Source organism: Arthrobacter sp. B0316-1-20 (assembly GCF_059091865.1).
The window spans coordinates 1-11,689 of record NZ_JBNHHC010000076.1 but is presented as its reverse complement, the minus strand read 5'-3'; the positions used below and the strand labels follow the sequence as shown (position 1 = coordinate 11,689).

Genomic DNA, 11,689 nt, shown 5'->3' with positions numbered 1-11,689 from the left:
GCGAGAATTAGGGAATCTCAACTTTCCGGGCATACCCTAACTATCAACATCCGAAGTACCACGTCTGTGTTCTCGGGTAGCCGGGGCCTGCAGGCATGATCAGGCTAAGAGGAATGTGCATGCGCACTCTCGTTCTGAATGCTGGATATGAACCGCTGGCGGTCGTGACCTTCCGCCGGGCGCTGGTGCTTGTGCTGGCCGGAAAAGCGAGCGTCATCGCTGAAGATGACGACCCTGTGGTCAGTCCTACCACTATCCTCAACCGGCCGTCGGTCATCCTGCTGAACCGTTACGTCAAGGTTCCCTACCAGGAAGGCGCTGCCGTGACCCGCCGCGGCGTCCTCCGCCGGGACAACCACCTGTGCGCCTACTGCGGCAAGAATGCCAATACCATCGACCACGTGGTGCCGAAGTCCCGGGGCGGTGCGGACAGCTGGGAAAACCTGGTGGCCTGCTGCCTGCGCTGCAACAACCTCAAGGGCGATCTCACCTTGGCCCAGCTGGGCTGGTCGCTGCGCATCGTTCCCAAGCCCCCGCGCGGAACCCACTGGCGGATCCGTGAACTGGAACGTCCGGCGCCGCAGTGGGGTGAATTCCTGGAATCCTTCCCGGCCGCGTGACTGTGTCCGGCTTCGCGGCGACGGCTGCTTCCCATGCCTGACTTTGACGCCATTGTGCTGGCCGGCGGCCGGTCCTCGCGGCTGGGCGGAGTGCCGAAGGCGCTGTTAAAGTACGACGGCGCCACCCTCCTGAGTCGCGCCTTGGACAGTGTGCGCCGGGCGGCTGGGGTCGCCGTCGTCGGTCCGCCGGAGCTCGCCGGGGAGATCGGGGCGCAGCTGTCCACCTTGTCCGGCGGGAACCCGGACGTCACCCGTTTGCCGCCCACGGTGCTGACCCGGGAGGACCCGCCCTTCGCCGGACCGGCGGCCGGAATCGGTGCCGGCGCAGCGGCGCTGCGCGTGCCCGGCCGGGACCTTCCCCCTTATACCCTGCTTCTCGCCTGCGATATGCCGCTGCTCGGCGATCTGCCCGCACGGCTGCTGGACGCTGCACTCCGGCACCCGGAGGCGGAGCTGTGGATGCCGGTGGATGCTGCCGGGAAGGCACAGCCGCTCGCGTCCTGCATCGCCACTGACGCCCTGGCCCGCTGCCTCACTGAAGCCGCCGCCCGTGATCCCGCCGCCGGGGGCAAGGGCCTGGCCGGGATGTCAGTCTTGAAGCTGCTTGCTAGGGTGCAGGTATACGAGTGCCACTTCGCGTCCGGTGCAACCGGCGATGTGGACACATGGGCGGACGCGGAACACTTCGGTATTGCGCGCCCGTAGCCGTGGCCGGAGCAGGCCGGCAGGCGAAGCTACCGAAGGAGGCCCCCCGTGGCGGAGAATCCCGAAGCGCCGGCGAGGACCGGCGATGCCGGAGCGCAGGAACCGGCACAGCAGGAGATCAGCCAGCAGGAGATCCTTGAATCCTGGGTCGCCGAGCTGCTCGCGGCCCTCGAGCTGGAAGAAACGACGATCGACATCGACGCCGTCCTTGGCCTGGCTGGGGAAGCCGCGCACGCCGTCGTCCGGCCTGCCGCGCCGCTGACCACCTTCATCGTCGGGTATGCAGCCGGACTGGCGGCCGGCAGCGGGCAGGCCTCGGAGGCCGTGGCCATGCGCTCGGCCAGCGCAGTCGCCAGCCGACTGTGCAAAGGCGACGGTCAGTGATGGGGAACCAGGCCGTGACTCCGGCCGCCGGGGGGAGGAGCACGGACGCAACGATTGTGGACATGCCGTGGGCCGAGGCCTACCGCACGGCGTACCGCGCCGCCGGACCGCTGCCCTTCCAGACGGTGCCGCTGGCCCAGGCGCTGGGGCAGACCCTGGCATCCGACATCACCGCACTGCAGGGCATTCCCCACTATTCCTCCTCCGCCATGGATGGCTGGGCGGTAGCCGGGGACGGGCCGTGGGCCGTCCTGGAACCCAAGCCGGAGGCCCTGCCCTGGGAAGCCCATGAGTCGGCGGTCGAGCGGCTGGAGCCGGGACAGGCCGTCGCCATCCTGACCGGCGGGGCCATTCCCGAAGGCACCACCGGCGTGCTGCGCTCCGAACATGGTTACACCGAAACCGAGGGCGGGCGCAGCATCCTGCACCGCAATTCACGTGCCGCCCCGGACGAGCCGCACGAGGGCCAGCACATCCGTCCTGCCGCGGAGGAAGCGCGGCCCGGCGAGCTCACCATCAGCGCCGGAAAAGTCCTGAACCCGGCGCACATCGCCCTGGCCGCCGTCTGCGGCCACGACACACTGCCGGTCCTTCGCGCGCCGCGGGTGTCCCTGCTGCTGACCGGGGACGAGGTGATCGAGGCCGGGCTGCCGAAGCCGGGCCAGGTCCGGGATACCTTCGGCCCGCAGCTGCCCGCGCTGGTGGGCATGATGGGCGGGCACGTGGATACGGTGCGGCGCGCGCCGGACATGCTGGACGACGTCGTCAGCGCCCTGGGCTCGGAAGCCGCCGACGAGACCGCGATCACCCGCGCCTACAGCGACGTGGTGATCACCACCGGCGGGACCGGCACATCCTCCGCGGACCATATCCGCCGGGCGGTGGAACTGCTGGACGGGGAGTTCCTGATCCACAGCATCGCGATGCGTCCAGGCCATCCGACGCTGCTCGCCCGCCTGGGCGACGGGCGGTTCCTGGTGGGGCTGCCCGGCAATCCGCTGGCCGCCATGATGGCCTGCCTGACGGTAGTGCAGCCGCTGCTCGCCGGCCTGCGCGGCGCCGCCGAACCGTGGCTAGGCACCGTGCTGGCGGGCATGGACTTCGACCCGATGCCGGGCAGGAGCCGGCTGGTGCCGTATTGGCTGGAGGAAGGCCGGGCCGTCCCGGCGCAGTACACCCACTCCGGAATGCTGCGCGGACTGGCCGATGCCCACGGGGTCATGATCATTCCGGCGGAAGGCTGCATCCGGGACCAGGCCCTGCGCACCATCGAGCTGCCGTGGTAGGCCCTACTCTGGTAGGGACGGTTGTGGATATGGAGGTCAAATGGGCAGGGTCACCCAGCGCCGGAAGGTGCTCAAGCTGAGCCTGGAGGCCGGTCCACGGCGGCGCGAGGATGTGCTGGCCGCGGAGGAGCCCCTGGAGATACGCATCAACGGCACCGCATTCAGCGTCACCATGCGCACTCCCGGGGACGATTTCGACCTCGTCGCCGGTTTCCTGGTGTCCGAGGGCGTGGTCTGGAGCGCCGGCCAGCTGGACAGCATGCGGTTCTGCGCCGGAGAGGACGAGCAGGGCCGCCAGACGTTCAACGTCGTGGAGGCCCGGCTGGCGCCGGACGTTCAACTGCCGGAAACGTCGCTGGAGCGGCACGTCTATACGTCCAGTTCCTGCGGGATCTGCGGCACCGCCTCCATCGATGCCGTCGCCAAGAGCTCGCATTTTACGTACGACGCCGGGACGTCGCCTGCCGCCAGCGACGGCAGGATCCGGCTGGACGTGCTGCTGTCCCTGCCGGACCGGCTGCGCGAGCAGCAGAAACTTTTCGACCGCACCGGCGGGGTCCACGCAGCCGGATTGTTCACGCTGGATGGAACGCTGCTGTGCCTGCGCGAAGATGTTGGCCGCCACAATGCGGTGGACAAGGTGGTGGGCTGGGCCCTGCGTGAGGGCCGGCTTCCGCTGCGCAATACCGTCCTGCAGGTATCGGGACGTGCGTCCTTCGAGCTGGTGCAGAAGGCGTATCTGGCGGGTATCCCCGTGCTCTCGGCGGTGAGCGCGCCGTCGTCGCTGGCTATCGAGTTGGCCGAATCGGTGGGGCTCACGGTTGCCGGGTTCAGCCGGCGGAACAGCATCAATATTTATTCACATCCGGAACGCGTGGCCCAGGATGTCTCCGCGGGCGTCTAGGCTTGGGGAGTGACCACTGTCACGGCGGCATTGCGGCCGGTTCACCATGGCCGGCGCCGGTGCCGTCAGCCCGTTGTGGGCAACGACGCCCGCACGTCACGCTGCCGGGTGCTCGAGGCAGCAGAGCCAGGAGGGAAACCGTGGATTTTGTGAGGCGGAGTGCGCCGGTTGCGGACATTGACGAGAGTGAGCTTGAGGTTCATGAGCCGAAGAGGGCCGCGGCCGGTGTGAAGGCTGTGGCGGTGGCGCTGGAGCGGGGGCTGGCGCAGGCCGGGGTGGCCCGGACGGCGCAGTCGCTGCTGCGGCTGAACCAGCGCGGCGGCTTCGACTGCCCGGGGTGTGCCTGGCCCGAATCGGACGGCAGGCGCAAGGCCGCGGAGTTCTGCGAGAACGGTGCCAAGGCGGTGGCGGAGGAAAACACGCTGCGGACGGTGACCCCGGAGTTCTGGGCCCGGCACTCGGTTGCGGAGCTGGCGGAGAAGACCGAGTACTGGCTGGGCAACCAGGGCCGGATCACCGAACCGGTGGTGATCCGGGAGGGGGAAATGCACTACTCGCCGATTTCCTGGACGGACGCGTTCGAGCTGATCGGGGAGCATATCCGGGCCACGACGCCGGAGCGCTGCGTCTTCTATACCTCCGGGCGCACGGCGAATGAGACGGCGTTCATGTACCAGCTGTTCGCCCGGTCGGTGGGTACCAACAATCTGCCGGACTGTTCGAACATGTGCCACGAGTCCTCCGGCTCGGCGCTGAATCCGACGATCGGGATCGGCAAGGGCACGGTCTCGCTGCAGGACATCCACGACGCGGAGCTGATCTTCGTCGTCGGGCAGAACCCGGGCACCAACCACCCGCGGATGCTGTCCGCGCTCAAGGAGTGCAAGGATGCGGGCGGGAAGGTCGTGGCGGTCAATCCGCTGCCGGAAGCCGGGCTGTTCAACTTCAAGGATCCGCAGACGTTCAACGGTGTCGTGGGGTCCGGCACGCCGTTGGCTGATGAGTTCCTGCAGATCAAGGTGGGCGGTGACCTGGCGCTGTTCCAGGCGCTGGGCCATCTGCTGCTGGAGGAAGAGGAACGCGTCCCGGGCTCGGTGGTGGATAAGGCCTTCATCGAGGCGCAGACGGACGGGTTTGAGGCCTACCGGGCTGCGCGGGCGAGCGTGGACTGGGCAGAGACGGAGAAGGCCACGGGCCTGTCCCGGCTGGAGATCGCCAGGGTGGCCGGGATGCTGGCCGCCTCCAGGGCCACCATCTTCTGCTGGGCGCTGGGGGTGACCCAGCAGCCGCATTCGGTGGATACGATCAAGGAGATCATCAACCTGCTGCTGCTGCAGGGCAATTTCGGCAAGCCGGGCGCCGGCGCCTGCCCGGTGCGCGGGCATTCCAATGTCCAGGGCGACCGGACGATGGGCATCTGGGAGAAGCCGAAGGAATGGCTGCTGGCCGCGCTGGACAAAGAGTTCGGCATCACCTCCCCCCGGGAGCACGGCTACGATTCGGTGGAAACGGTCGAGGCGTTCGAGCGCGATGCGGTGGACGTCTTCGTGTCCATGGGCGGGAACTTCTCGCTGGCGTGTTCGGATACCGAGGCGCTGGAAGCCGGGATGAAGCGGGTGGGGCTGACCGTTCACGTCTCCACCAAGCCCAACCGCTCCCATGTGGTGCACGGGCGCACCTCGCTGATCCTGCCGACCCTGGGCCGGACGGATACGGATGACAAGCATCCGGGCGGGGCGCAGTTCCTGTCGGTGGAGGATTCGATGTCCTGCGTGCATTCGACCCGCGGCCGACTGACTCCGGTCTCCGAGCATCTGCTGGCCGAGCCGGTAATCATTGCCCGGATGGCCCAGGCCGCCCTCGGGGAGGACCATCCGGTGAACTGGAAGGCCATGGCCGAGGACTACGACGTGATCCGGGACCACATTTCCCGGGTGCTGCCCGGATTCGAGGACTTCAACGCCCGGATCCGGACCAAAAACGGGTTCGTGCTGCCGAATCCGCCGCGGGATTCGCGCTCCTTCGCCACGGACATCGGCCGCGGCCGGTTCACGGTCAGCCCGCTGGAGTACCTGGCGCCGCCGGAAGGGCACCTGGTGCTGCAGACCATGCGCAGCCATGACCAGTACAACACGACGTTCTACGGGCTCGATGACCGCTACCGCGGCATCTCCGAGGGCCGCCGGGTGATCCTGGTGCACCCCGAGGACCTGGCGGAGCTGGGCTTCCGCGACCGCGAGCTGGTGGACGTCATCAGCACCTTCGCCGGGCAGGACCGCCGGGCGGACAGGTTCCGGCTGGTGTCCTACCCCACGGCGAAGGGCTGCGCCGCGGCGTACTTCCCGGAGGCCAACGCGCTGGTGCACCGGGAGAACGTGGCCCGCGAATCCAACACCCCCGGCTACAAGGCCATGTTCGTCCGGTTCATCCCGCACCGCGAAGAACCCCAGCTGAGCTGACCGGGCCGCGCCGAATGCACGTGGAGGAGTACGGCGATCCGGGAAACCCCAAGCTGGTGCTGCTGCATGGCGGCGGCGTCGCCGGCTGGATGTGGCAGCACCAGGTGGAGTATTTCCGCCGTACCCATCACATCCTGGTGCCTGATCTTCCCGGTCACGGCCTCAGTTCGGCGGAGGACTTCACCACCATCTTCGGTGCTGCGGACGCCGTCGCAGACGTAGTGGAGCAGCGGGGGCGGGGTCCGGTGAACTTTGCCGGCTTTTCCCTCGGAGCGCAGATCGCCGTGGGCCTGGCGTCCCGCCGTCCCGGGCTAGTCCAGCGGGTCATCGTGGTCAGTGCCTTGGTCCGGCCGCTGCCCGGGGCGGAACTGGGCGTGAGGGCCGCCAGGTTGGCCGCTCCGCTGGCCCGGTCGCGCGCCTTCGCGAGGCTCCAAGCGCGGGCGCTGTTCATCGGGCCGGACTTGTTCGAGGACTATTTCAGGACCTCAAGCCAGATCAGTCCGCGGACGCTGGCAAACGTGCTGCGCGCGAACGCCGGGTTCCGCATCCCGGCGGGCTGGAGCCGGACTCCGGCCCAAGCTGCCGTCGTGGCCGGACAGCAGGAGCGGGCGGTCATGTGCCGTTCCGCCGAAGTGCTGGCCGCCGCGCTGCCAGGGAGCCGGTTGCTCATCGTCCCGGGGCGGGGCCACGGCATCCCGCTGCAGGACCCGGCGATGTTCAATCAGTTGCTGGAGGAGTGGCTGAGCTGAAGCATCCGCGCTGAGACATACCGCTGAAAAATCGGCAGCTGGAAATATGCAAATGCATATTTACGTTGACGCGGATATGGAATTCGGCATCTACAGCTTCGGCGATATCCACCCCGACCCGGTCTCCGGCGCGCGGACCAGTCCGCAGCAGCGGCTGGCGGACCTGCTGGAACGCGCCCGGCTGGCGGACGAAGTGGGCCTGCACTATTTTGGTGCCGGCGAGCACCACCGTCCTGACTATGCTGTGTCTTCGGTGGTGCCCGTTCTGGCGGCTGCGGCGGCGCAGACCCGGAACATCCGGGTGGGCTCGGCCGTCACGGTCCTCAGCACCGAGGATCCGGTGCGGGTCTACCAGCAGTTTGCCACTCTGGATCTGCTCTCCGGCGGGCGGGCCGAGCTGACGGCCGGCCGCGGCTCCTTCATCGAGTCCTATCCGCTGTTCGGTGCCCGCCTCGAGGATTACGACGAACTTTATGAAGAGAAGCTCGAGCTGCTGCTGCGGCTTGACGCCGCCGAGCGGGTCACCTGGCAGGGGAAATTCCGGCCACCGCTGGAGGACGCGCAGATCCTCCCGCGGCCGGCCTCCGGCACGCTGGATATCCGGATTGCCACCGGCGGCACCATGGCCTCCACCGAGCGGGCCGCGCGGCTGGGCAAGCCGGTCACCTATGCGCTGCTGGGCGGTACGGTAGCCAACTTTGAACGGCACGTGCAGGTCTACCGCAGCACTGCGGCGCAGGCCGGGCACGACGCCGGCACCCTCCCGGTAACGCTGGGCGCGGTTGGTTTGGTGCTCCGGAAGAACGCTCAGGAAACCTTCCGGCCGTACTGGTTGGATTCAATGAAGCGCATCTCCGCCGAACGCGGCTTCCCGATGCCCAGTGCCGTCACCTACAACATGCAGGCCGCCCGCACCGGTGCGCTGTTCGTCGGCAGCCCCGAACAGGTGGCGGAAAAGGTGCTGCTGGCACACTCCCACCTGCGGCACGATCGGCAGATCTTCCAGCTGGACTTTTCCTCGGTGCCGCAGGCCCGGGTGCTGGAAGCCATCGAGCTGCTGGGCACAGAGGTCATGCCGCTGGTGAACAGCGACTTGACCTGAACAGCGACTTGGCCTGAACAGCGACTTGGCCTGAACAGCGACCTGGCCTGAACAGGCAGGGTGCCGGCCAGGGACCGGCTGCCTGGCCGGTGGCGGTAGGCTGGACGAGCGCCGGTGCCGGAATTCCCCGGTCTGCCCCGGCGTTGAGGATAAACATCAATAAGGTCGGTGGCGTCGCCTAGTCTCGGGCCAGGACCAGCTGGAAGGCATTGTCATGAGCATGGAAGGTGCGGCCTGGAATTCGCTCTGGCGGATCTCCACCGCAAAGGACGGCAAGAGATTCTCCAAAGCGACCCTGATGCGGGTTCTCAGCTTCGCCAAGCCGTACAAGGGCAAGCTGATCTTCTTCGTGGTGCTCTCCGTCGGAGCGGCCGTCCTGACGGTGGCCACACCGCTGCTGGCCGGCCAGGTGGTTGATGCCATCGTCGCCCGCGCGGACACCGGCGTCGTCATCCGGCTGGCCCTGCTGATCGCCGCCGTCGCCATCGCCGATGCCGCCCTGAGCCTGGTGACCAGATGGCTGTCCTCCGGTATCGGCGAGGGCGTCATCCTGGACCTTCGGACCGCCGTCTTCGACCACGTGCAGAAGATGCCCATCGCGTTCTTCACCCGTACGCGCACCGGTGCCCTCGTCAGCCGGCTGAACAATGATGTGATCGGAGCTCAGTCTGCGTTCAGCGGGACGCTTTCGGGCGTGGTCAGCAACCTGGTGACGCTGGTCCTGACGCTGATTGTCATGCTGAGCACCTCGTGGCTGGTGACGGTCCTGGCGTTGGTCATGCTGCCGCTGTTCCTGCTGCCGGCCCGCCGCATGGGCGCCACGCTCGCGGCGCTGCGGCGCGAAGCCGCCGACCACAATGCTTCCATGGGCACGCAAATGACCGAGCGCTTCTCCGCTCCCGGCGCCACGCTGGTCAAGCTCTTCGGCCGTCCTGCGGACGAGTCCCGCGAATTCGCCCTGCGGGCGCAGCGGGTCCGCGATATCGGGGTGAAGACCGCGATGATGCAGTGGGTCTTCTTCACGGCCCTGATGCTCGTTTCGGCGCTGGCCCTTGCCCTGGTCTACGGCATGGGCGGGTACTTCGCCATCGAGGGGCAGCTGGCCACCGGCGACGTGGTCGTCCTGGCGCTGCTGCTGACCCGGCTGTACGCTCCGCTGACCAACCTGGCCAACGCCCGGGTGGAAATCATGAGCGCGATGGTCAGCTTTGAGCGCGTGTTCGAGGTGCTGGACCTCAAGCCGCTGATCGAGGAGAAACCGGACGCCGCGCCCGTTCCCGCCGGTCCGGTTGCCGTCGAATTCGACGACGTGCGCTTCGCCTACCCGTCGGCGGAAAAGGTCTCGCTGGCCTCGCTGGAGGAAGTCGCCACCCTGGACACCCGCGGTGGGGAAGAGGTGCTGCACGGCATCTCCTTCCGCGTCGAACCGGGCCAGACCGTGGCCCTGGTGGGCTCGTCCGGCGCGGGCAAGTCCACCATCGCCCAGCTGCTCTCCCGGCTCTACGACGTGGACACCGGGTCGGTGAGGCTGGCCGGAACGGACATCCGCGATGTCACCTTCGAATCGCTGCGTGGAACGCTGGGCATGGTCACCCAGGACGGGCACCTGTTCCACGAAACCATTAAGTCGAACCTACTGCTGGCCAACCCGGACGCCACCGACGACCAGTTGTGGGACGCCCTGCGGAGGGCCCGGCTGGAAAGCCTGATCCGCTCGCTGCCGGACGGCCTGGACACCATGGTGGGGGAGCGCGGCTACCGGCTCTCCGGCGGCGAACGCCAGCGCATGACCATCGCCCGGCTGCTGCTGGCCCATCCGCGGGTGGTCATCCTGGATGAAGCGACCGCGGCGCTGGACTCCACGAATGAAGCCGCCGTGCAGGCGGCCCTGGCCGAGGCGTTGGAAGGCCGCACCGCCGTCGTCATCGCCCACCGGCTCTCCACCATCCGTTCGGCGGACCGCATCCTGGTGATCGAGGACGGGCAGATAGTGGAGCAGGGCACCCATACGGAACTGCTGTTCGGCAATGGACGCTACGCGGAACTGCACCGGACGCAGTTCGCCACCGATGATGCCGGCGGCGCCGCGGCTGACGCTGCAGTCCGGGCGGGCGCATGAGCGCCACACTGGTAGCCAAGGACCTGTCCGGCGGCTACGCGCACCGCACCCTGTTTTCCGGCCTCAACCTGACCGTGGCGCCCGGGGATGTCGTGGGCGTCCTCGGATCCAACGGTGCCGGCAAATCCACTCTCCTGCGGCTGCTGGCCGGCGTGGATGAACCGCTGGCCGGAACCGTCGCGCTGGCGCCTACCGACGCGTTCGTCGGCTGGCTTCCCCAGGAGCATGAGCGTGTGCCGGGCGAGACCGTCGCCGCGTACATCGGCCGGCGCACCGGGGCCGCCGAAGCCACTGCCGCAATGGAAGCCGCAGCAGAGGCGCTCGGCACGGAGGCTCCGGGTGCCGATGACGCCTATGCGGCGGCCTTTGACCGCTGGATGGCCAGCGGTGCCGCGGATCTGGAGGACCGCATCCCCGCCGTGCTGGCGGAACTGGGCCTGGAACTGGCCGGGGACGAACTAATGACCGGACTCTCCGGCGGGCAGGCCGCGCGGGTGGCGCTCGCGGCCCTGCTGCTGAGCCGTTTCGACGTGGTGCTGCTGGACGAGCCCACCAATGACCTGGACCTGGACGGGCTCGCCAGGCTGGAGGACTTCGTGACCGGGCTGCGCAGGGGTGCGGTCCTGGTGTCCCACGACCGCGAGTTCCTGGCGCGCTGTGTCACCCGGATTGTTGAGCTGGATCTGGCCCAGCGCAGCATCGCCGTGTTCGACGGCGGCTACGAGGCCTATCTGGAGGAACGTGCCGTCGCCCGCCGGCATGCCCGGGAACAGTACGAGGAATTCACCGGGAAGAAGGCGGACCTAGTGGCCCGCGCCCGCACGCAGCGGGAGTGGAGCTCGCAGGGCGTGCGGAATGCCATGCGCAAGGCGCCGGACAACGACAAGATCCGGCGCCGTGCCAACACCGAGTCCTCCGAGAAGCAGGCGCAGAAGGTCCGGCAAATGGAATCCCGGATCGCCCGGCTGGAGGAAGTAGCCGAACCCCGGAAGGAATGGCAGCTGCAGTTCAGCATCGGTTCCGCGCCGCGTTCCTCCTCGGTGGTGGCGACGCTGCGCGAGGCAGTGGTCCGGCAGAGGGACTTCCTGCTGGGACCGGTATCCGTGCAGGTCAACGCCGGAGACCGGATCGGCATTACCGGCCCGAACGGGGCTGGCAAGTCCACGCTGCTGCGGCTGCTGCTCGGAACCCGCCGGCCGGACGACGGCGATGCGTCCCTGGGCGCGAGCGTCGCCGTCGGCGAAATCGACCAGGCCCGCGGGCTGCTGGACGGCCCGGCGGCCTTGGCTTCCGCCGTCGAAGCCCAGCTGCCGGACTGGCCCAGCGCCGAGGTGCGGACGCTGCTGGCCAAATTCGGGCTC

At 68.3% G+C, this 11,689-nt stretch carries 10 protein-coding genes; all 10 read left to right on the top strand.

Translation table 11 applies throughout. From position 1 onward, the window contains the following. Nucleotides 1-119: 119 nt before the first annotated feature. Nucleotides 120-620, top strand: coding sequence for an HNH endonuclease (locus AC5RW2_RS38100; protein WP_493986436.1), 501 nt, complete (start codon nucleotides 120-122; stop codon nucleotides 618-620). 33 nt (nucleotides 621-653) lie between these two features. Next, the gene (gene mobA, locus AC5RW2_RS38095) at nucleotides 654-1,325 is read left to right on the top strand and encodes a molybdenum cofactor guanylyltransferase (protein WP_493986437.1); all 672 of its coding nucleotides are present in this window, start codon (nucleotides 654-656) and stop codon (nucleotides 1,323-1,325) included. A gap of 48 nt (nucleotides 1,326-1,373) precedes the next feature. Further along, nucleotides 1,374-1,709 (top strand): DUF6457 domain-containing protein, encoded by a 336-nt coding sequence (locus tag AC5RW2_RS38090; RefSeq protein WP_493986438.1) that lies wholly within the window; start codon nucleotides 1,374-1,376, stop codon nucleotides 1,707-1,709. Next, nucleotides 1,709-2,995 (top strand): molybdopterin molybdotransferase MoeA, encoded by a 1,287-nt coding sequence (locus tag AC5RW2_RS38085; RefSeq protein ID WP_493986440.1) that lies wholly within the window; start codon nucleotides 1,709-1,711, stop codon nucleotides 2,993-2,995. Before AC5RW2_RS38090 ends, AC5RW2_RS38085 begins: the two co-directional genes overlap by 1 nt. Before the next feature lie 40 nt (nucleotides 2,996-3,035). Further along, nucleotides 3,036-3,899 carry a formate dehydrogenase accessory sulfurtransferase FdhD gene (fdhD, locus tag AC5RW2_RS38080; RefSeq protein ID WP_493986439.1) on the top strand — a complete coding sequence of 288 codons (864 nt, stop codon included), beginning with the start codon at nucleotides 3,036-3,038 and terminating at the stop codon, nucleotides 3,897-3,899. A 149-nt stretch (nucleotides 3,900-4,048) separates the two neighbouring features. Next, nucleotides 4,049-6,358, top strand: coding sequence for an FdhF/YdeP family oxidoreductase (locus AC5RW2_RS38075; RefSeq protein ID WP_493986694.1), 2,310 nt, complete (start codon nucleotides 4,049-4,051; stop codon nucleotides 6,356-6,358). A gap of 14 nt (nucleotides 6,359-6,372) precedes the next feature. After that, nucleotides 6,373-7,107: an alpha/beta fold hydrolase gene (locus tag AC5RW2_RS38070; RefSeq protein WP_494032271.1), complete on the top strand. Its 735-nt coding sequence runs from the start codon at nucleotides 6,373-6,375 to the stop codon at nucleotides 7,105-7,107. Between the two features lie 52 nt (nucleotides 7,108-7,159). Next, nucleotides 7,160-8,209, top strand: coding sequence for an LLM class flavin-dependent oxidoreductase (locus AC5RW2_RS38065; protein WP_494032270.1), 1,050 nt, complete (start codon nucleotides 7,160-7,162; stop codon nucleotides 8,207-8,209). A gap of 214 nt (nucleotides 8,210-8,423) precedes the next feature. After that, nucleotides 8,424-10,328: an ABC transporter ATP-binding protein gene (locus tag AC5RW2_RS38060; protein WP_494032269.1), complete on the top strand. Its 1,905-nt coding sequence runs from the start codon at nucleotides 8,424-8,426 to the stop codon at nucleotides 10,326-10,328. Then, a partial coding sequence (locus AC5RW2_RS38055; RefSeq protein ID WP_494075151.1) for an ATP-binding cassette domain-containing protein occupies nucleotides 10,325-11,689 on the top strand: 1,365 nt, incomplete at its 3' end. The genes AC5RW2_RS38060 and AC5RW2_RS38055, both read left to right, overlap by 4 nt.

Coding starts and splice junctions, on each gene's coding strand:
- AC5RW2_RS38065 (WP_494032270.1), top strand. CDS start 7,160: ATGCATATTTACGTTGACGCGGATATGGAATTCGGCATCTACAGCTTC.
- AC5RW2_RS38070 (WP_494032271.1), top strand. CDS start 6,373: ATGCACGTGGAGGAGTACGGCGATCCGGGAAACCCCAAGCTGGTGCTG.
- mobA (WP_493986437.1), top strand. CDS start 654: ATGCCTGACTTTGACGCCATTGTGCTGGCCGGCGGCCGGTCCTCGCGG.
- AC5RW2_RS38060 (WP_494032269.1), top strand. CDS start 8,424: ATGAGCATGGAAGGTGCGGCCTGGAATTCGCTCTGGCGGATCTCCACC.
- fdhD (WP_493986439.1), top strand. CDS start 3,036: ATGGGCAGGGTCACCCAGCGCCGGAAGGTGCTCAAGCTGAGCCTGGAG.
- AC5RW2_RS38085 (WP_493986440.1), top strand. CDS start 1,709: ATGGGGAACCAGGCCGTGACTCCGGCCGCCGGGGGGAGGAGCACGGAC.
- AC5RW2_RS38100 (WP_493986436.1), top strand. CDS start 120: ATGCGCACTCTCGTTCTGAATGCTGGATATGAACCGCTGGCGGTCGTG.